Source organism: Thalassovita aquimarina (genome assembly GCF_018219815.1).
In the GTDB taxonomy this organism is placed as follows: domain Bacteria; phylum Pseudomonadota; class Alphaproteobacteria; order Rhodobacterales; family Rhodobacteraceae; genus Thalassobius; species Thalassobius aquimarinus.
The window spans coordinates 24074-44616 of the sequence record NZ_JADMKU010000016.1 but is presented as its reverse complement, the minus strand read 5'-3'; the positions used below and the strand labels follow the sequence as shown (position 1 = coordinate 44616).

The 20543-nt window shown below is 64.8% G+C and carries 18 protein-coding genes; 10 read left to right on the top strand and 8 right to left on the bottom strand.

All coding sequences use genetic code 11. The features are described from left to right. Positions 1–31 precede the first annotated feature (31 nt). The 6 genes from IT775_RS15820 to IT775_RS15795 all read right to left on the bottom strand — a co-directional run bounded on the left by IT775_RS15820 (position 32) and on the right by IT775_RS15795 (position 6747). Positions 32–715 carry an ATP-binding cassette domain-containing protein gene (locus IT775_RS15820; protein WP_212702197.1) on the bottom strand — a complete coding sequence of 228 codons (684 nt, stop codon included), beginning with the start codon at positions 713–715 and terminating at the stop codon, positions 32–34. After that, positions 712–2457, bottom strand: a complete 1746-nt coding sequence (locus tag IT775_RS15815) for a branched-chain amino acid ABC transporter ATP-binding protein/permease (protein WP_212702196.1) — start codon at positions 2455–2457, stop codon at positions 712–714. Before IT775_RS15815 ends, IT775_RS15820 begins: the two co-directional genes overlap by 4 nt. Further along, the gene (locus tag IT775_RS15810; RefSeq protein WP_212702195.1) at positions 2432–3280 is read right to left on the bottom strand and encodes a branched-chain amino acid ABC transporter permease; all 849 of its coding nucleotides are present in this window, start codon (positions 3278–3280) and stop codon (positions 2432–2434) included. Before IT775_RS15810 ends, IT775_RS15815 begins: the two co-directional genes overlap by 26 nt. A 3-nt stretch (positions 3281–3283) precedes the next feature. Continuing rightward, the gene (locus tag IT775_RS15805; protein ID WP_212702194.1) at positions 3284–4435 is read right to left on the bottom strand and encodes a substrate-binding domain-containing protein; all 1152 of its coding nucleotides are present in this window, start codon (positions 4433–4435) and stop codon (positions 3284–3286) included. Positions 4436–4548: 113 nt separating this feature from the next. Next, positions 4549–5928 (bottom strand): indoleacetamide hydrolase, encoded by a 1380-nt coding sequence (gene iaaH, locus IT775_RS15800; protein WP_212702193.1) that lies wholly within the window; start codon positions 5926–5928, stop codon positions 4549–4551. A 60-nt stretch (positions 5929–5988) separates the two neighbouring features. Then, positions 5989–6747 (bottom strand): response regulator transcription factor, encoded by a 759-nt coding sequence (locus IT775_RS15795; RefSeq protein ID WP_212702192.1) that lies wholly within the window; start codon positions 6745–6747, stop codon positions 5989–5991. A gap of 22 nt (positions 6748–6769) precedes the next feature. Here IT775_RS15795 and IT775_RS15790 point away from each other — a divergent pair, with 22 nt between their 5' ends. Further along, complete coding sequence (locus IT775_RS15790) at positions 6770–7069, top strand: hypothetical protein (protein ID WP_212702191.1); 300 nt, start codon at positions 6770–6772, stop codon at positions 7067–7069. Between the two features lie 150 nt (positions 7070–7219). After that, entirely contained in the window at positions 7220–8527 is a 1308-nt protein-coding gene (locus tag IT775_RS15785) for a Glu/Leu/Phe/Val family dehydrogenase (RefSeq protein WP_212702190.1), read from the top strand. Between the two features lie 57 nt (positions 8528–8584). Here IT775_RS15785 and IT775_RS15780 read toward each other — a convergent pair whose 3' ends face one another. Next, complete coding sequence (locus IT775_RS15780; protein WP_212702189.1) at positions 8585–10558, bottom strand: acetoacetate--CoA ligase; 1974 nt, start codon at positions 10556–10558, stop codon at positions 8585–8587. A 335-nt stretch (positions 10559–10893) separates the two neighbouring features. Here IT775_RS15780 and IT775_RS15775 point away from each other — a divergent pair, with 335 nt between their 5' ends. From IT775_RS15775 to IT775_RS15750, 6 genes are all read left to right on the top strand, one after another. Further along, a complete protein-coding gene (locus IT775_RS15775) occupies positions 10894–11604 on the top strand; it encodes an alpha/beta fold hydrolase (protein WP_212702188.1) in 711 nt (236 codons plus the stop codon). Positions 11605–11607: 3 nt separating this feature from the next. Beyond that, the gene (locus IT775_RS15770) at positions 11608–12936 is read left to right on the top strand and encodes a lyase family protein (RefSeq protein WP_212702187.1); all 1329 of its coding nucleotides are present in this window, start codon (positions 11608–11610) and stop codon (positions 12934–12936) included. Positions 12937–13039: 103 nt separating this feature from the next. Then, positions 13040–14257 (top strand): TCR/Tet family MFS transporter, encoded by a 1218-nt coding sequence (locus IT775_RS15765; protein WP_212702186.1) that lies wholly within the window; start codon positions 13040–13042, stop codon positions 14255–14257. A 101-nt stretch (positions 14258–14358) separates the two neighbouring features. Further along, complete coding sequence (locus IT775_RS15760) at positions 14359–15450, top strand: Zn-dependent alcohol dehydrogenase (protein ID WP_212702185.1); 1092 nt, start codon at positions 14359–14361, stop codon at positions 15448–15450. Positions 15451–15483: 33 nt separating this feature from the next. Beyond that, positions 15484–16716, top strand: coding sequence for a mandelate racemase/muconate lactonizing enzyme family protein (locus IT775_RS15755; RefSeq protein WP_212702184.1), 1233 nt, complete (start codon positions 15484–15486; stop codon positions 16714–16716). Between the two features lie 98 nt (positions 16717–16814). Further along, a complete protein-coding gene (locus IT775_RS15750; protein WP_212702183.1) occupies positions 16815–17126 on the top strand; it encodes an ArsR/SmtB family transcription factor in 312 nt (103 codons plus the stop codon). A gap of 28 nt (positions 17127–17154) precedes the next feature. On the opposite strand, the gene IT775_RS15745 is transcribed toward IT775_RS15750, so the two are convergent. Beyond that, positions 17155–18081, bottom strand: coding sequence for a LysR family transcriptional regulator (locus tag IT775_RS15745; protein ID WP_212702182.1), 927 nt, complete (start codon positions 18079–18081; stop codon positions 17155–17157). 93 nt (positions 18082–18174) lie between these two features. Between IT775_RS15745 and IT775_RS15740 the strand changes: the two genes are divergently transcribed. Together IT775_RS15740 and IT775_RS15735 are read left to right on the top strand one after the other, a co-directional pair. Further along, positions 18175–19365, top strand: a complete 1191-nt coding sequence (locus IT775_RS15740; RefSeq protein WP_212702181.1) for a cytochrome P450 — start codon at positions 18175–18177, stop codon at positions 19363–19365. A gap of 94 nt (positions 19366–19459) precedes the next feature. Next, positions 19460–20497 carry a TRAP transporter substrate-binding protein gene (locus IT775_RS15735; RefSeq protein WP_212702180.1) on the top strand — a complete coding sequence of 346 codons (1038 nt, stop codon included), beginning with the start codon at positions 19460–19462 and terminating at the stop codon, positions 20495–20497. Positions 20498–20543: the final 46 nt, after the last annotated feature.

Here is a 20543-nt window from a genome sequence, read left to right as displayed (position 1 = left end):
GGCGGCCGGGCAACCGCCGGTTCGGCCACGGTCAGATCGCCAGCGCCGCCTTGATCTGCCCATCCGTCACCTCGCCGGCATCGCCGCGCAGGCAGACGCGCCCGGCATCCAGACCCAGATAGCTGTCGGCGACCTGCGTCAGGAAGGTCATGTTCTGCTCGATCAGGATGATGCCGGCCCCGTCCCGCGCCCGTTCCTTCAGGCAATCGGCCATGTGGTCGATGTTTTCCGGCTGCACCCCTTCCGACGGTTCGTCCAGCACCAGCAGGCCGGTATCCTCGATCATGGTGCGGACGAAGGCCAGGATCTTGCGTTCGCCGCCCGACATCGACCCGGCCTTCTGGTCCAACCTTTCGGCCAGCCGCGGGAAGCGGTCGAAATAGGCATCTGGCGGGCAGCGGTTTTCGCCAAGATACAGGTTGTCGCGCACGCTCATGTCGTCGAACACCATCCCGGTCTGCGGCATGTATCCCAGCCCGAGCGCGCGCCGCTCATACGCCGCCAGCCCGGTCACCGACCGGCCGCCCAGCCGGATGTCGCCCGTAGCCGGGCGCAGCCCGCCCTGTACCAGCCGGGCCAGCGTCGTCTTGCCCACGCCGTTGCGTCCGAACAGGCCCAGTACCTGCCCCGGCGCGACCTGGACGGAAACGTCGAACACCACATTGGTGTCGTGATAGCCCCCGGTCAGGGTGTCTATTGCCAGCAGCCCGCTCATTTCGTTCCCCCCGCATACACCGCCTGCACAGCCGGATCGGCGCGCACCGCGTCATAGCTGTCAAAGGCCAGAACCCGGCCCTGATGCAGCACCAGAACCTTGTCGGAAAGCGCCTCGACGATGGCCATGTCATGTTCGATCATGATCACCAACCCGCCGGTATCGGCCTGAAACCGGCGCACCAGATCGGTCATCAGCGTGGTTTCGTCATGCGACAGCCCGGCACAGGGTTCGTCCAGCAGCAGAACCCGCGGTTCGGCGGCGGTGGTCATGGCGAATTCAAGGAATTGCCGGTGGCCCTGCGGCAGCGCCCCCACCGGGCGGTCAAGTTCCGCCCGCAACGGCACCGCCGGGGTGTCCAGCACCGCGTCCAGCCCCGGCGCACGCCATCCAAGCGGCGAAGGCCGCAGGTAATCGCGCCAGCGCGCCCGCCCGGCCATCATCGCGATGGCAAGGTTTTCCGCCACGCTCATCGAAAAAAACACCGAGGGCACCTGCAGCTTGCGCCCGATGCCAAGCCCCAACGCCCGGTGCGGCGGCAACCCGACGGCGCGCCGGTCGCCCAGCAGGATGCGCCCGCCTGTGGGCGGCAGGTTGCCGGTGATGGTGTTCAGCAGGCTGGTCTTGCCCGCGCCGTTCGGCCCGATCACCCCGACGATGCCCGAGGCGGGGGTTTCGAACCGCACCCCGTTCAGGATCCGCACCACGCCGACCCGCAATTCGACATCGTCGAACCGCAGCGGCGCCGGGGCTTCCCCTGCCCGCGACACCGGTGCCTGCACAGGCTCCGGCAGCTTGCATGGCTTGCGCGGAAGGATCCGGTGATACAGCCGGCCGAGGATTTCCCCCAAGCCGCCCGGCGCCTTCAGCACCACCAGCACGAAGGCCAGCGCCAGGCAGATTTCCCAATAGGGAAAACTGTCGCGCAGTTCGGCCGAGGCCAGCCCGACCAGCACCGCCCCCAACAGCGGCCCAAAGACGTGGAACCGTCCGCCGACGGCGGTCAGGATGACCAGCTCGGTGGACAGGGCGAACCCGATCGAGGTCGGCGTCACGATGCCCTGATGCGACGCGAAAAGCCCGCCCGCCAACGCTGCGATCAGCGCCGAAAAGGCAAAGGCCAGCGCCTTGATGACATGGGTGGGAAATCCCAGCAGTTGCAGCCTCGGTTCGTTATCGGCCACCGCCCGCGCGATCAGGACCGCCGGCAGCCGGTCGAGCCACAGCAGCAGCGCCGACACCGCCACCACCGCAGCCACCACGAGGTAGTAGAAATTGCCGAACGGATCGAGCCCGCCAAGGCTGTCATAGCCGCTCAGCCCGTTGAACCCGCCGGTCAGCCCGGTGGCGGTATTGGCGATCTGTTCGCCAGCCATCACCAATGCCAGCGTGATCAGCGAAAAATAAGGCCCGCTGTCGCTGCGGCCGCGGAAAATCAGCGCCGCGATGGCAAAGGCCACCGCCACGATGCCGCCCAGCACCAGCACCGCCAGCCCCAACTGCGCCGCCAATCCGTCGACGTCGCGCAGCGCGTGGGCGGTGGCATAGGCGGCCACCCCGAAGAACAGCGCCTGCCCCAGTGGCAGGATGCCGGTCCTGCCCCACAGGAACCCGATCCCCTGCGCGGCGATGCCGTAGATCAGGTAAAGGCCGATCTGGTAGGCGAAGAAATCGCCGAACAGCTGCGGGACCAGCAACAGGCCGCCCAGCAGCAGGCTAACGGGAAGAAGAACGGATGCCATTTGGTTTCAGCCACAGAAAGAGAATGGAAATGAACAGCACCGCCAGGTAGCCGTGCGTCTGGCTCAGCGCCGCGCCGAACAGCGATTGCGTGCCGGCGATGATCGCGGTGCCCAGCCCCAGCCCCTCGAGGCTGCCAAGCCCGCCGACCACCAGCGCGAAGAACGACCGGATCAGGTAATCCAGCCCCATCATCGGTTCGATCCGTACCGTGGGGGCAAGGATCAGCCCGGCCAGTCCGGCGGTGGTACAGCCGAAAACGAAGCTCGCCGCCGACAGTCGCCCGGTATTGATGCCGATCGCGCGGGCCAGGTCGGGATTGCCGACCATCGCCTTGATCCGGCCGGCGACCTTGGACCGGGCGTTCCACCACGCCAGCGCGGCGAACCCGGCCGCGATCCCGGCGATCACCACGACCCGATAGGCGGGGTAGTCGGCGCCCAGCAGATACAGCGTGCCCGGCACCGGCACCGCCACCGATTGATAGCCACGGCCGAAAATCAGCTCGACCGCTTCACGCAGCAGGATGGAAATGCCCCATGTCGCCAGCAGGCTGTCGAACATGCGGCCGTAAAGGTGGCGGATGACGGTGCGTTCGATCAGCAGGGCAACGGCCCCCACGGTGATCACGCAGACCGGCAGTTGCAGCCATCCCGGCAGCCCCAGCGCGGCGGTGATGACCGGTGCGTAGGCCCCGATCATCACGAATTCGCCATGCGCCATGTTCATGATCCGCAGCTGCCCGAACACGATCGCCAGACCCAGCGCGATCAGGGCCAGCGTGCCGACCTGCCAGACCAGGTTCAGGACAAGAACGCTGGACATGGCTCAGTCTTCGCAGCCATCGGTCGAAGCGACCTCGGGGAACGCGGTCTCGACCTCGAACGCGCCGCCGCTGCCGTCGGCCAGGTAAATGGTCTGCGCAACGTGCCGGCCCGCCAGCGTGTTGTCACCGCGCGGCGAGGCATAGTTGGTGCCTTCGGCCACCGCCTCGATCGCGTCGACCTCCATGCTGCCCGCCTTGTTGCCCAGCGCCGCCAGCAGCATCAGCCCCTCATAGGTCGATTGCCCCAATCCGTTCAGCGCCGGTGCGTCCGCGCCATAGGCCGCCGCGTAATCGGCGGCGAAACTGCCGGCCGCATCGCTGTCGATCGACGCGAAGTAGCCCGAGGCGGAAAACAGCCGGTTTGCGTTCCCCGCGCCGATCCCGGCCAAGGTGTTTTCCTCGATCAGGGTGCCCAGCCGGATCGCCTGCCGGTCCAGACCGAACCCCGCGAAGCTGACATTGAACCCGACCGACCCGCCGCCGACCAAGGTGACCAGCACCGCATCGGCGCCGCTATTCTTGATCCGCTGCAGCGAACTGTCGAATTCGGCGACCGAGAACGGCACGTATTCCTCGCCCACGACCTCGCCGCCGGCCTCGGCGATATAGCCCTTGGCCAGGGCATTGGTGTCGCGCGGCCAGTTGTAATCATGGCCGATCAGGTACCATTTCGACACCCCCTCCGCACGCATCAGATGCGGGATCACCGGGGCCAGTTGCTGGCTCGGGGTTTCGCCGGTCACATACAGCCCCTTGGCGCAGGCATTGCCTTCGTAGACCGCGGTATAGACATAGGGCACCTTGCCGTTGAACCGCCCGACCAGCGCTTCGCGCACGGCGCTGTCATGCATGCCGACGAAACCCTGAACGCCTTCTCCCTTCCACAGCCGCAGCGCCGCCTGCGCCGCCTCGGCCGGGGGCGTGCCAACATCGGCGAACACCAGTTCGATCGCCTCGCCGTTGATGCCGCCGGCGGCGTTGATCTGCGTCGCCGCCAGCATCGCCGAATTGCGCGCCGACGGCCCGAACAGGCCCGCCGGGCCGGAATCGGGCACCAGTACGCCGATCTTGATATCGGCGCCGGCGGCCCCGGCAGCGGCCATTCCAGCCGCCATCGCGGCACCGGCAAGAAGTGCTTTCAGTGTCTTGGTCATGTCGTTTCTCCCGTTGGTTTGATCGGCGTCTGTCGCGCCGATTTCGTTGCGTGTGAGTGGTGGTCTGGCGTCTGACGCGCCATTGTCGTTGCCAGTGAGGGATGGGATGGCGCCTAACGCGCCATCGCCGTTTCCGCCGCCCGCGCCAGCGCCAGCAGCGCCCGGTCCTGCCCCGCGATGCCGTCGAATTCGATCCCCACCGGCAGCCCCGTCACCGGGCACGGCAGGCTGATCCCCGGCACGCCGATGTTCGATCCCAGATCGGTGTTGCGGATATAGGTGGGGAAGGTCGGCACCCGCTGTCCGTTCAGTTCGACCGTTTCGTCCTGCCCGATCGGCCGCGCCGGCAGCGGCGTGGTCGGGAACACGATGGCGTCGATCCCGTTTTCCTCGAACACCTGCCCGTAGATGCGCCGCATCTCGGGGCGGTGGATATCCATCGCGGCGCGATAGACGGCTTCGGGCATCGCCCCGTCGCCCTGCTGGCTGGCGAATGCGCCGGCCACGTCGGGTGATCCGATCCCGGCAAGCAACCGGTCGAACGACACTTCCGGCGCGTGTTCGGACAGGTAGGCGGGCAGATCGCGCATCACCTCGTAGAACACGACCGGGAAGCTGAACGCCTCGTTATGGGGCCAGATCGGATCGAAACCGACCTCGACCAGCTTTACGCCTGCCGCCGCCAGCACGCTCAACTGCGCCTCGACCGCGGTTTCCACCGCCGGGTCGAGGTTTTCGAAAAACATCCCGCGCGGCACCCCCAGCGTGACGGTGGAAAGATTGCGCGGTTCAACCGCCGTTCCTTCCCCCGCCAGCACCCCGTCGAGCAGGGCCACGTCGTCGACCGAGCGCGCCAGCGGCCCGGCGGTGTCGCGGCTGTGGGAAATCGGCACGATGCCATCACCGGCATAGCGTCCGGTCGTGGGCCGGAACCCAACCACGCCGCACAGGGCCGCCGGTACCCGGCAGGACCCACCGGTATCGGTGCCCAGCCCGGCCGGGAAAATCCCTGCCGCGATCGCCGCGGCGGTGCCGCCGGACGATCCGCCGGGGATCAACGTAGGATCGGTCGGGTTGCGCACGGCGCCGGACACCGCGTTGTTCGATGTGATGCCGAAGGCCAGTTCGTGCATCCCCGCCTTGGCCCCCACCGCGCCACCGGCGGCGCGGATCGCGCGCACCACGCCAGCGTCGGTCGCAGGCACATGTTTCAGCAACGCACCCGTGCCGCCCGAGGTGGGAAAATCGGTCGAATTGATATTGTCTTTCAGGACCAGCGGCAGACCGGCCAGTGCGCCGCCGGGGGCGGCATCGCGGGCGGCCTGCATCGCGCCCGGCAACCGGTCCGCGTCGAAGCTCTGCAGCGCGTTCAGGCCTTCATGCGCCGCCGCCCGTTCGGCCAGCGCCTCGGCATAATCGGTGATCGAAACCGTGCCCGATCCGATCGCCGCGACAACCTCAACCGCGCCAAGCGTCCCCAAATCCTGTGCCATTCTTTCCTCCCACAGATATTGGGAGGAAGGATAGAAAGGCATGGCCCAAGGCCGCTATCATCACAAATGATGATTTTGCTCGGCCAGGAACTGGGCCAGCTGGGTACGCCGGTTCAGCCCCGATTTCCGGAAGATCGCGGAAATATGCGACCGCAGCGTCGGCTTGGAAAATCCCAGCTTCTGGCAAATCTCGTCATCGCTCAGCCCGGTGACCAGCAAATCGGCCACCTCGGCTTCGCGCCGGGTGAAATCCAGCGCGTCGGCGATCTGCACGAAGCGCAGCGACGGCATCGACGTCTCCTGTGCCCGCGCCCGGATCAGGGCGTTGACCAGGCTGGGGCCGATCGCATCGACGATCTCGGCGTCCCGCTGGGAAAAATCCTCGCGGTCGGCTCCGCGCCAGATGCGCAGGTCTCCGATATTGTCGCCCCGGTCATAGGCAAAGAAATTCAGCCCGAAACACAGCCCGTCCTGAGCCAGGAAATCGTTGTAGAATTCGGTCCGCACCAATTTGTCGTGACGCATGATTTCGCTGACCGGCGTGGCCTTGCGCCGCTTCTGCAGGGTCGGCGTGATGGGATCGCGGAACTGGAAATAGCTTTCATAGCTGCGCAGGTTGTCGTCGCTCATGTTGATCTGAACGCAGGACACGAATTCCTGCCGGTCCTCGTCCCAGATGTAGGATGCGAAGTAATCCGCCTTCAGCAGTTCCAGCAACTTGGTGCCGACCCGCTGGCGCACTTCGACCTGATCGAAGGCGCCGGTCAGATCGCGCATGATGGAAAACACCAGATCGGTTTCCTGATTGTCGAGGTTCATTGCAACACCGCAGCGGCAGCCTATGCCATCCGCCAACCTTAGCGGAGCCGTGCCGGAAAACGCAAACCGCCGCTCCCGGCGCGCCGACACCGATTTTGCCCGTGACCGGAAACGGCAACCGGACTACCAACTCGGCTGGAACGACCGGAAAGCCGCCAAGGCGTCGTTGCAACGGATCCTGGACTGGGATTTTGAACGCATCATCATCGCGCATGGCGACAATATCGACAGCAACGCCAAGGCCGTCGCGCGGCGGGCCTGGAAACGCCCCCTGTCATGGCCCGGCCAGCCCCCGCGACCGAATGGCCCGCCGGGCGCATAAAATCGCCTCGGCATCTTGCGGCCCGGGGGGCGAACGGCAACACTGGAACGGATTCAAAACGCATCCGAGATGACGCGACGGGCCATAGACCGGCAGGTATTCAGAAATCTCCTGACGACATAGTGCGTTAAGTCACGGAAAGACGAGGCAATGGAAACCGAAACGACCGCCCCCGAAGGAACCGAGAAGCCGAAACGCGTGATGCTGGCGAATGCCCGCGAAAACCTGCGCGCCGCCTGCGATCAGCTCAACATCCACCCCGATGTCTACGAAGAACTGAAATGGCCGCGCGAAACCCTGGCCGTCAGCCTGCTGATCCGGATGGACGACGGCAGCCGGCGCGCCTTCAAGGCGTGGCGTTGCCGCTATAACGACCGGCGCGGCCCGACCAAGGGCGGCGTGCGGTTCCATCCGAACGTGTCGCTCGACGAAATCGAAACCCTGTCGTTCTGGATGACCTTCAAATGCGCCGTGGCCAACCTGCCCTTCGGCGGCGGCAAGGGCGGCGTCTGCGTCGACACCAAGCAGCTGTCTCCGACCGAGCTCGAGCGCGTCAGCCGCGCCTATATCGAAGCCTTCGCCCCCTTCATCGGCCCCGACCACGACATCCTGGCGCCGGACATGTACACCAACGGCATCGTCATCGCGTGGATGTCGGACGAATACAGTTCGATCACCGGCCAACCCTCGCCCACGGCGCTGACCGGCAAACCGCTGGCCTTCGGCGGCACGGTGGGCCGCGTCGACGCCACCGCGCGCGGCGGCTATTACACCCTGCGCCACCTGGAAGCATCTCTCGACCTCGACCCCGACAAGTCCACCGTCGCCGTGCAGGGGTTCGGCAATGTCGGCTACCATTGCGCCAAGCTGCTGCACGCCGACGGCTACAAGATCGTCGGGATCAGCGACAGCAGCGGCGGCGTCTACGACGCCGACGGTCTCGACCCGCTGGCGGTGATGCAGCACAAGCATGAAACCGGCAGCGTTCAGGGCGCCAAGGGGCATGGTGAAACACGCGACATTTCCAACGCCGAACTGCTGGAAGCCGATTGCGATGTGCTGGTTCCCGCCGCTCTCGAACGGCAGATCACCGCCGAAAACTGCGACCGGATCAAGGCCCGCATCATCCTCGAAATGGCCAACGGCCCGCTGTCGCCCGAGGCCGACAGGGCCCTGACCCAGAACGGTCATATCATCGTGCCCGACATCCTTGCCAATGCCGGCGGCGTCACGGTTTCGCATCTGGAATGGGTTCAGAACCGGTCCGGTTTCTACTGGGATGAATCGCGTGTCCGCGACCACCTCAAGAAAACGATGGAAACCGAAACCCGGGCGGTCTGGACGCTGCACAACGAAATGGACCTGACGATGCGCGAAGCCGCCTATATCCACGGGTTGCGCCGGATCGCCGAATCCGTCGAGGCACGCGGCACCCAGGCCTATTTCGACGGCACCTGAGCGCCCGGCCGGCTGCACAAAAGCAGCCGATCTCGGTTTCACTTGCTACGAACCGGTTCAGCCCGCTTGGAAATCATCCGCAAACCTGTCGTACCAGTCCAAACAGCCCGGATTGGACATAGCGTCCGGTGTCGCGACCTCGGCCATCGTCTGCCCCAGCAGCCGCCGCTTGATGGGAACCTCCAGCTTCTTGCCCGTCAGGGTGTAGGGGATATCAGGCGCGACCTCGATCCGGTTGGGGATGTGGTGCGGTGAAACCTTGCTTTTCAATGCCGCGATGATGGCCGCTTCCAGATCCGGGGTCAGGGTCGCCCCTTCGGCCATCTTCAGAAACAGGATCATGCAGGACGGTTTGCCCAGATACTCGAGATCCACCACGAGGCTGTCATCGACACTGTCCATGTCCTCGACCACGCGGTAGATGTCGGCGGTCCCCATCCGGATGCCGTGGCGGTTGATCGTCGCGTCCGAGCGACCGTAGATGATCGCCCCGCCCTCCGACGTGATCTTGACCCAGTCGCCCTGGCGCCAGACCCCCGGATAGGTGTCGAAATAACTGCCATGCAGGCGGCTTCCATCTTCGTCGCCCCAGAAATACAACGGCATCGAGGGCATCGGCGTCGTGCAGACAAGTTCGCCCACCTCGTCGTAGATCGGATTCCCCGCATCGTCATAGGCATAGACACCGGCGCCAAGCGAACGACACTGCATTTCGCCGATGCGCACCGGCAGCGTCGGCGACCCCGCCAGAAAGACGCCCGCCAGGTCGGTGCCCCCGGCGATGGGCGCGATCCAGATGTCGGCCCGCGCCTTATCGTAAATCCACTGATACGCTTCGGGGGGCAGCGGTGAACCGGTCGATCCCAGCATCCTGAGATTGCTCAGGTCCGCCTGTTCGCGCGGCACGACACCGGCCTTCATGCACAACGTGTACCATGCGGCACCGGCGCCGAACACGGTCACGCCCGCGCGTTCGATGAACCGCCACAGACGCCCCGCGTCGGGGAACCCGGGGCTGCCCTCGGCCAGCGCGATGGTGGCGCCCGTCAGCAGGCCACCGACCTGACAGTTCCACATGATCCAGCCGGTGGAACTGTACCAGCTGAACACGTCTTGCGCGCCCACATCACAATGCAGCCCAAGCAGCTTGAGGTGCTCCAGCATGACGCCGCCGTGACCGTGGACAATCGCCTTGGGGCTGCCCGTCGTGCCAGACGAATAGACCACCCAGAGCGGATGATCGAAGGGTACCATCGTCGTCTCGAGCGGAACGTCCTGCGCCGCGGTCAGGTCCGCCCAGTCCTCCCGCGCGAGCGTACCGGGGTCGACCCCGTCTGCCGCGTCCATCGAAATCCATGCCGACAGAGTCGGCAGGCCGGCCAGCAATTGCGAAACTTCGGCGCTGCGATCATGCGCGCGGCCGGAAAACGCATACCCCGAAACGGTCAGGATCGCCTTGGGTTCGATCTGCCGGAATCGTTCCAGAACGGTCGCGGCGCCCATGTCGGGCGCGCACAGGGACCAGATCGCCCCGATGCTGACCGTTGCCAGGAAGGCGATGATCGTCTCCGGCGTATTGGGCAGATAGGCCACCACGCGATCGCCCTGCCCGATGCCCAGCTTGCGAAGCGACGCCGCAAACGCGGCCGTCTTCCGCTCCAGCGTCAGCCAGTCGAACTCGGTCAACGTGCCGTCTTCCGCCTCGTGGCGTATGGCGCAGCGGTCGGGACGGACATGGCTGAACACGTGGGCGGCATAGTTCACCGTCGCGCCGGGGAACCAGACGGCGCCCGGCATGTCGGGTCGCTCCAGCGCGGTACGGTATGGGGTCGGTGATTCCACGTTGCCCCAGGCGAAAATGGCAGCCCAGAACGCACCGGGTTCCTTGACCGACCATTCCCACAGCGCATTGTAATCGGAAAAATGCAGCCCTTCACGCTGCTCAAGCCATCGCATGAAACCCGACATGTGGCTGGCGTCCGCGAATGCAGCCGAGGGTGCCCACGCGGGCCCGTTTTCAGTTATTGTCATGACGTCGATCAATTCCAGAATAATACGCACAGAGCAACGCTGTGCCGTTTCAAACACAAGAGCTGGCCAAAACTGTCATACAAAGAGGATCGGCGTCCACGGCAAATTGAGTGAATCATCCGTTCGCCCGACGCCCTGTCGGTGCGGGAAGCATGCCCCCGTGCTGACCAATCGCATGACGGCGACAATCGCACGGGCAAGCGGCGTTTCCGGACCGGCCGCGCCGGTTTCGCCGCCGCCCTGCCCGCTTGCGCGCGCCATCGGGCATTTGTACAAAACCCCGGTACGTAAGTCACAAATGGCGTCAAACTTCTGCGCGCCGGCAAGGGGGGACAATGGCTCAATTCCTGTTGGTGCACGGCGCCGGTCACGGGGCCTGGTGCTGGCGCGACGTGATCCCGGCGCTGCAACGGCTCGGGCATCAGGCAAAGGCCATAGACTTGCCCGGGCACGGCGAAGACAAGACGCCTTATCAAGACGTTACGCTCGATCTCTATGCCGATGCGGTGCTCGATGCGCTGGACCACCCGATGATCGTGGTGGGCCATTCGATGGGCGGCTATCCAATCACTCTCGCGGCAGAACGCAACCCGTTGAATTTCCAGCGCCTCGTCTATCTTTGCGCCTATGTGCCGCAACCCGGACTGTCGCTGGCGCAGATGCGGATGGAAGCCCCCTACCAGCCGCTCTTGCCGGCGATCCGGATGACCGAAGACCGCACCGGCTGGACCGCCGATCCCGACATGATCGGCGACGTGTTTTACCACGACTGCCCCGAGGGCACGGTCGATTACGCCCGTGACAGGCTGTGCATTCAGGCCACCCAACCGACCTCTGTCCCGGTCGAAACGGGCGAGAATTACGCAAGCGTGCCAAGAAGTTACATCCGCTGCGCCGACGACCGTGCGATCCCGCCGGAATACCAGGTGACGATGACCGAGGACTGGCCAAAAGACAGCGTCTTCACTATGCAGTGCGCCCATTCGCCCTTCTTCGCCGATCCCGACGGGTTGGCGAAAATCCTCGACAAGATCGCAAAAGGATAACCCATGGCCGCATCGGTTTTCACCTCCGAGCTCTATCACCGCCTGTTCCCGGTATCCGACGCCGGCCGGCTGTTCACCGACAGCGCCGAGGTCCGCGCCATGCTGCTGGTCGAAGGCGCATTGGCCAAGGTGCAGGGCCAGATGGGGGTGATCCCCGAAGTGTCGGCCCAGTTCATCCACCGCTCGTCGATGGAACTGCAGCTCGATCCCGGCGGACTGGCCGCTGCGACCGGCGAAAACGGTGTCTGCGTGCCGGGTCTGGTCGCGGCGTTCCGCAAGCTGATGGAAGCGCCGGAACATGCGCAATACGTCCATTGGGGCGCGACATCGCAGGACATCATCGATACCGGTCTGGTGCTGCGGCTGCGGCAATATCTGACGCATCTGGAAACCGCTTTGAAACAGATGCTTGTCGACCTGGGACAATTGGCAGGAACGCATGCCGACCTGCCGGTGGCCGGGCGCACATGGGGGCAGCACGCCACCCCGATCACCTTCGGAACGACGGTGGCCCGCTGGGGGGTGCCGCTGCTCGAGCTGTTGAACGAATTGCCCCGGCTGCGCGAACAGGTGTTGTGGGTATCTCTGTCGGGCGCGACAGGGACCGGGTCGGAACTGGGCGCGAACGCGGCGGAGATGCGCAAGGCGCTGGCCAAGGCGCTGAACCTGCAGGATCCGGGGCGCAGCTGGCATGCCGACCGCGGCCCGATCCTGGCCCTGTCCGGCTGGCTGACCCGGCTGGCGGCGGCGCTTGGCAAGATCGGCGAGGACCTGATCCTCGCCACCCAGACCGGCATCGCGGAACTGACGCTGGGCGCGGAGGGCAGTTCATCGACCATGCCGCAGAAACAGAACCCGGTCGGACCGTCGGCGATGGTCGGGCTGGCGCGGCAGGCCGTCGGGCTGAACGCGATCCTGCAGGGCGCCGGTCTGCACCGGCAGGACCGCGACGGCGCCGCGTGGTTCACCGAATGGATGACCCTGCCGCAACTTTGCCTCGCGGTGGCATCGGCGCTGGAGCATGGCAAGGCGCTCGCGGCCCGGATCGCGCCCAATGCCGATGCGATGGCGGCCGCTCTGTGCGGCGGTCAGGGCCTGATCCATGCCGAGGCGCTGTCCTTCCGGCTGGCCGGCCACATGCCCCGCCCCGAGGCGCAGGAGGCCGTGAAGGCCCTGTGCCGTCAGGCCGCCGAAAACGGCGCGGAACTGTCCGATCTGGCCCGCGCGGCCTATCCGGACCTGCCGCTTGATGATCTGTTCGATCCCGCGCGGCAAACCGGCACCGCCCCGGACGAGGCCCGTGCCTTCGCCAAAGCGGTCAAAGCGCTCTGATCTTCCGGTCCGGGCCTTTTCAGCCCGGTCGGCGCCCCCTATCTTCCAGACGCGGTCGATGGCCGTCTTTTTTAGCACCTGCATTTTCCAGACGGGCCTTTCCATGACCAACAGATTCGCGATCCTTTTCATCCTGTTGACCGTCGTCATCGATGCGATGGGGATCGGTTTGATCATGCCCGTCATGCCAGACCTGATCCGCGAAATCGGCGGCGGCGCGCTGGCCGAGGCGGCGATCTGGGGCGGCATCCTGTCGACCTCCTTCGCGGTGATGCAGTTCCTGTTCGGGCCGCTGCTGGGGCGGCTGTCGGATGCGTTCGGGCGGCGGCCGGTACTGCTTGTCTCTTTGACGGTGATGGCGGCGGATTACCTTGTCATGGCTCTGGCCGGCACGATCTGGCTGTTGCTGGCGGGGCGCATCGTCGGCGGCATCACCGCGGCCACCCACTCCACCGCCAACGCCTTCATGGCCGATATTTCCGCCCCCGAGAACAAGGCGCGCAATTTCGGCCTGATCGGCGCGGCCTTCGGAGCGGGGTTCGTTCTCGGCCCGGTTCTGGGCGGGCTGTTGGCGGAATACGGTACACGGGCACCGTTCTACGTGGCCGCGGCGCTGGCGCTTGGCAATGCCATCTTCGGGGCGCTGGTCCTGCCCGAAACGGTGTCCAACAGGACCCGCCGCGCGTTCCGCTGGCGCGGCACCAACCCGTTTTCGGCCTTCAAGGGGCTGGCCAACCTGCCCGCGATCCGGCCGCTGTCGATGGTGTTCTTCTTCTACCAGATGGCCAACGTGGTCTACCCGGCGATCTGGGCCTATTTCTGCACCGAAAGGTTCGGCTGGTCACCGGGCATGATCGGGGTGTCGCTGGCGCTTTACGGCCTGTTCAGCGCGGCGGCGCAAGGCATGCTGGTCGCCCCCGCGATCCGGCGCTTCGGCGAAGGACGTACGGTGATCATCGGGCTGACGATCGAATTCGCGACATTGCTGGCGCTGTCCTTCCTCGCGTCGGGGATACTGGCGCTGGCGCTGATCCCGGTGATCTGCCTTGGCGCGGTGGGGATGCCGGCGCTGCAGGGACAATTGTCGCGCGCGACCCCAGACGACAGCCAGGGCGAATTGCAGGGGGTGCTGTCCAGCATCACGTCGGTCGCGATGATCGTGGGCCCGCTGCTGATGACCCAGATTTTTGCCGCCTTCACCCGGCAGGGCGCGCCGATCTACCTGCCCGGCGCCCCCTTTCTTCTTGCCGCCGTGATGATGCTGGTATCGCTGCTGGTTTTCGCCCGCAGCGCAAGGCCGGCAACAAAGCCAGCAAATTGACGTGGCGTCGCCGGTATTTCGCATGGTAAAACTAAATTTCGCACTTGCGGCAAAATCCGCCGCTGGTGCAGGTTTCGTACGAACTTAATTGGGGGAGCTTCATGTCGAAAGTCAAAGCAGCCGTCTGCCATGAGTTCGGTGCGCCGCTGGTAATCGAGGATATCGAACTGCGGGCGCCGGAAATGGGCGAAGTCGAGGTAACGCTGGACGCCGTTGCCATTTGCCATTCCGATATTTCCTATTGGGAAGGCGGTTTCGGCGGCGCGCTGCCGGCCGTTTACGGCCACGAAGCCGCCGGACGGGTCACCGGAGTCGGCGCTGCGGTTCAGGGCTTCGAGCTTGGCGACAGCGTCGCGGTGACGCTGATCCGCGCCTGCGGCCATTGCAACAGCTGCGGCAGCGGCAAGCCGACCATCTGCGAAACCCGCTATGACGGCACCAAGGGGCCGCTGACCACGGCCGAAGGCGATCCGATGTTCCAGGGGCTGGCGACCGGGGCTTTCGCCGAAAAGGTCGTCGTCGATCAGAGCCAGATCGTGAAGATCCCCGTCGACATGGGCAAGGATGTGGCTTCCCTGCTGTCCTGTGGGGTGATCACCGGGGTTGGCGCCGCGGTGAACGCCGCCGGCATCCGGCCGGGCCAGGACGTGGTCGTGATCGGCGCCGGCGGCGTCGGACTGAACGCGATCCAGGGCGCGCGGATCGCAGGTGCGCGGCGGATCGTGGCTGTCGACATGAATGCCGACAAGCTGGAAGCGGCGAAGGAATTCGGCGCCACCGACGGTGTGCTGGCCAGCGAAGCCAAGCCCTGGAACGCGGTTAAGAAACTGCTGGGCCGCGGCGCCGACGCGGTGCTGGTCACCGTGGGGATCGCCCCGGTGTACGACGTGGCGCCGCGCTATATCGGCAATGGCGGCAAGGTGATCATGGTCGGCATGCCCCATTTCGACAAGACGGCGACCTATTCGCCGCTGATCATGGCCGATATCGGTCAGGGGATCATCGGGTCGAAAATGGGTGACGTAGTGATCAAGCGCGATATCCCGTGGATGGTCGACCTGTACCAACAGGGTCGGCTGAAGCTGGACGAACTGATCTCCGGCCGCTGGAGCCTCGATCAGATCAACGAAGCGATCGCCGACACCAAGACCGGCGCCGCGCGGCGCAACGTGATCGTTTTCGACCACGGCTGATCCGGTCTAGGGTGGTCCTCAGGGAGGACCGTCATGCATCTGAAAGACCTCGACATCATCGTGGCCGCCCCGCCCGCACCGGGCTGGGGCGGGCGTTACTGGATACTGGTGAAGCTGACCACGTCGAACGGGATCACCGGCTGGGGCGAATGCTATGCCAGTTCGGTCGGCCCCGAGGCGATGAAGGCGGTGATCACGGACGTGTTCGACCGCCACATGGCGGGCGAAAATCCCGAAAACATCGAACTGATGTTCCGCCGCGCCTATTCGGCGGGGTTCACCCAACGCCCCGACCTGACCGTCATGGGGGCCTTTTCGGGGCTGGAGATTGCCTGCTGGGATATTCTTGGCAAGGCACGGGACCGCCCGGTCTGGGCGTTACTGGGCGGCAAGATGAACGACCGCCTGCGCGCCTATTCCTATCTCTACCCGCTGCCGCATCACGATCTGCCGGGGTTCTGGAATTCTCCCGAACAGGCCGCCGAAAGCGCGCAACATCTGGTTGATCGCGGCTATACGGCGGTGAAATTCGATCCGGCAGGCCCCTACACGTTCCGTGGCGGCCACATGCCGGCGCTGCGCGACATTTCCCGATCCGTCGATTTCTGCAAGGCGATCCGCGACGCGGTGGGCGACCGGGCGGACCTGCTGTTCGGCACCCACGGGCAATTCACCACCGACGGGGCGATCCGGCTGGCCAAGGCCTTGAAACCCTATGATCTGCTGTGGTTCGAAGAACCGGTCCCGCCCGACAGCGTGGCGCAGATGGCGCAAGTGGCGGCGGCAACTTCGATCCCAGTGGCCACGGGCGAACGGCTGTGCAGCAAGGCCGAATTCGCGCCGGTCCTGCGCAACGGCGCGGCGCGCATCCTGCAACCGGCGCTCGGCAGGGTCGGCGGCATCTGGGAGGCCAAGAAAATTGCGGCGATGGCCGAGGTCTACAACGCGCAAATGGCGCCGCATCTCTACGCCGGGCCGGTGGAATGGGCCGCCAATATCCAGTTCGCCACCTCGATCCCCAACCTGTTGATGATCGAAACCATCGAAACCCCGTTCCACGATGCGCTGATTGGTGGTGCGATCAGGGTTGAAAACGGTTTCGTCACACCGCCCGACACACCCGGGCTGGGGATCACGGTCGATGAGGCGCTGGCGCGCGCAAACCCCTATCAGGACGACAAATTGCATCTGGAAATGCAGCAGGCCCCTTGCGATTACCAGCAAGACAACCAATTTGAAGGCGGAGCCCCGACAACACGCCGCTGATCTCGCGCTTCTGGAAAAGACGTGCTATGAAGGGCCTAAAAGACGCAGGATTGTATCGAAACGTGGACAACCAAACTCCTCCCGCCCCTCCTTCGGAAATGGCCCGCAGCGCGGAAACCGCCGCGGCTTATCTCAAGACCCTGGCCCATGAAGGCCGCCTGATGATCCTGTGCCATCTCGGTTCGGGGGAAAAATCAGTGGGCGAACTGGAAAGCCTTCTGGGCATCCGCCAGGCCGCTGTCAGCCAGATGCTGGCCCGGTTGCGCGAAGAAGGATTGGTCGCAACCCGACGCGAGGGCAAGACGATCTATTACTCGCTTGCCGACGACAACACCTACGAGGTGATCAACCTGCTTTACAGGCTGTTCTGCGGCCCGGTCGACAATCCCGAAGGCAACGTCACCTGCTGAAGCCATGCGCTGACCGACACTGCGGCCGCTAAGGCCCGTCCTGCTTCAGGTCCTCGGCAATCCGGCCCAGCAATCCGCGCAGCCATTTGTGCATCGCGGAATGGTGGGTGCGCGACGTCCAGTACAGATCGATGCCAAACGGGGCAGGAAACGGGCATTCACCGATCACCACCTGATCGCCATAGGCGCGCGCAATCCGCAGTGGCACGGTGGCGATCAGGTCGGTACAGGTCAGAAGGTCGGGCAAGTTGGCCGGGCTGGGCACCTCCATCACCGTGTTCGGCACCAGTCCAGCCGCGTCGATTTCGGTCAGATAGCTTGACCGCCAGTTGCCGCCATAGGTCACCACGACCTGCGGCACCGCAACGAATTCCCGCGCGTTCAGGATCTGCCCCGCCAGCATGTTGTCCGGCGCCATCACGCAGACATAGTGATCGCTGATCAGCCGGCGACCATAAAACCCGCCCTCGGTGATCTGTACCGGCCCGATCAGAAGGTCGCTTTCGCCGCGCGCCAGCTGTTCCTTGCCCTGCACCGTCGATGAGATGATATCGAGCTTCAGCCCCGGCGCCAGTTCCCGCAGCCGCCGCACCAGCGGCGGCACCAGCGTCACCCGTTCGTAGAAATTGCACGAAACGGTGATGGTCGCGCGGGCATTAGCCGGGTCGAAATCGCGCGGTTCTGTCAGCGCCGCGAATTCATCCACCATCCGTCCCGCCGCTGCGACGATTTCCTCGCAGCGATCGGTGGCGACGATACCGGCCCCTTGGCGCACGAAAAGCGGGTCCTTGAACACTTTGCGCAGCCGGTCGATCGCATAGCTGACCGTGGACTGATTGACGCCCAACGCTTCGGCAGCACGGGTGAAGGATCCGTGCGCATGCACAAGGCGCAAAACTTTCAGGGCGGCGAAATCGACCGTCATCGGATCAAGGGCGGGCACGGGCGTCTCCATCGATTTTTTCGATGCAGTATATCAAATTCATCGGATTGTCGAATGAGTGCGTGAAATCTACTCTGGACCCTGTTCGCGTTCTGGGGAGGAAACATGTCCACCACGCTCGATAACCTCGCACCGCTCGATGACTCGATCACGATTCAGCAGCTCACGCTTGATCCCTATCCGATCTACAAGCGGCTGCGCGCCGAAGCGCCGGTGTTGCGGGTGAAATCTGTGGGGCGCACCCTGCTGACCAAGGCGGAAGACACCAAATACGTCAAGGATAACCCCGAACTGTTCAGTTCGGACGACCCCCAAACGCCGATGGAACGCGCTTTCCGCGCCCATACCCTGATGCGCAAGGATGGCGCAGAACATGCCCGTGAACGCGGCGCGATGGCGCCGTCCTTCTCGGCCCGGAACATCACCCAGTGCTGGACCCCGATTTATACCAAGATCGCCGAGGACTTCGTCGGATCGCTGCCGCGCGGCGAAACCGTGGACCTGTTCCCGACGCTTGCGGGCCCCTATGCCGCGCGCACCCTGACCCGGCTTTTGGGCATTCCCGAAGCCAGCGACGACGACATGCAACGCTGGAGCCAGATCCTGATCGACGGGGCGGGCAATTTCGGTTGGGCGGATGAACTGTTCGCGCAATGCGACGCTGCCAACGATGAAATGGACGCGCTGTTCGACAAGGCGGCGGAACGGCACCGAAAGGACCCGGACCAGTCGGCGCTGTCGGTGATGGTGAACGCCGAGGACCCGATCCCGCTGTCGCAGATCTATGCCAATGTGAAAATCGCCATCGGCGGCGGCATCAACGAACCGCGCGACGCGCTGCTGACCATAATCTACGGGCTGCTGAGCAACCCCGACCAGTTCGAGGCCTGCAAGGCCGACGGCATGTGGCTGCAGGCCTTCGAGGAAGGCGTCCGCTGGGTTGCACCGATCCAGGTGTCGTCGCGGCTGGTGACCGAGGATACCGAGATTCGCGGCTGCCTCATCCCCAAGGGCGACACGGTGATGACGGTGCAGGCCTCGGCCAATCACGACGAAGACCTGTACGAGGACGGCCACCTCTTCGACATCTTCCGGCCGAAACAACCGCACCAGGCGTTCGGCAACGGGCCGCATTTCTGCCAGGGCACCCACGTGGCGCGCCGGATGCTGGCCAATATCATGCTGCCGATGCTGTTCGACCGGTTCCCGAACATGACCTTGGCCGATCCGTCCAAGGTCGATTTCTATGGCTTCGGGTTCCGCGGACCGCGGCACCTGCCGGTCACGTTGGATTGACAATCACGGTACTGCCGCCTTGCGCAGGGGAGCGCATGGCGGCAAGACTTAACGACCCGCGCGGGAAAATCCAGTGCGGATAAAGGGAGGAAAAATGAAAAAACGCAATCTGCTGAAAACAGCAGCCGCGGCGGCGCTGGCCCTGAGCCTGACGCCGGTCGCGGCATTCGCGCAGGATGTCACCCTGACCCTGCACCAGTTCCTGCCGCCGCCCGCGACGGTGCCGAAGCACATCCTGAAGCCCTGGGCCAAGCGGGTGGAGGAGCGCACCGGCGGCAAGCTGAAGATCGAACATTTCGACGCGATGTCGCTGGGTGGGCGTCCGCCGGATCTGATGGATCAGGCGATCGACGGCGTGGCCGATATCGTCATGACCGTGGTGGGCTATACCCCGGGGCGCTTCCCGCGCACCGAAGTGTTCGAACTGCCCTTCATGATGACCGATCCGGTGGCCACTTCGATGGCGTTCCAGGACATGGTGAAAACCGACCTGCAGAACAGCGAATACGGTTCCGTCAAGGTTCTGGGCGCATGGGTGCACGGCCCCGGCGTGATCCACACCAAGAACGGCGTTTCCAAGCTGGAAGACCTCGAAGGCCTGAAGCTGCGTGGCCCGACCCGCGTGATCAGCGACCTACTGGGCGAACTTGGCGCGACCCCGGTCGGCATGCCGCTGCCCACGATCCCCGAAGCGCTGTCCAAGGGCGTGATCGACGGCACCGTGATCCCGTGGGAAGTCACCCCGGCGATCAAGCTGTCGGAACTGGTCCACAACCACACCGAATTCTCGGGCGACGAGGCGCTTTACACCGCGACCATCATCATGGTGATGAACCGCGACAAGTATGACAGCCTGCCCGAGGATATCCGCGCCGCCATCGATGCGGAATCGGGGCTGGCCCTGGCGGAATTCGCGGCACAGGTCATGTATGACTATGACAAGCCGGGCCGCGACATCGCCGTGAAAGCGGGCAACAACATCGTCACCTTGGACGCAGCCGAAGTGGCCCGGTTCAAGGCAAAGGCCGAACCGGTAATCGCCCGCTGGGTCGCCGACATGGAAAGCAAGGGCATCGATGGCAACGCTTTGATCGAGCAAGCAAAGGCGTTGATCAAGAAACACGGCGGCTGACGCCCGCGACCACTCACAAGCAAACGAACAGCCGCCCTCGGGGGCG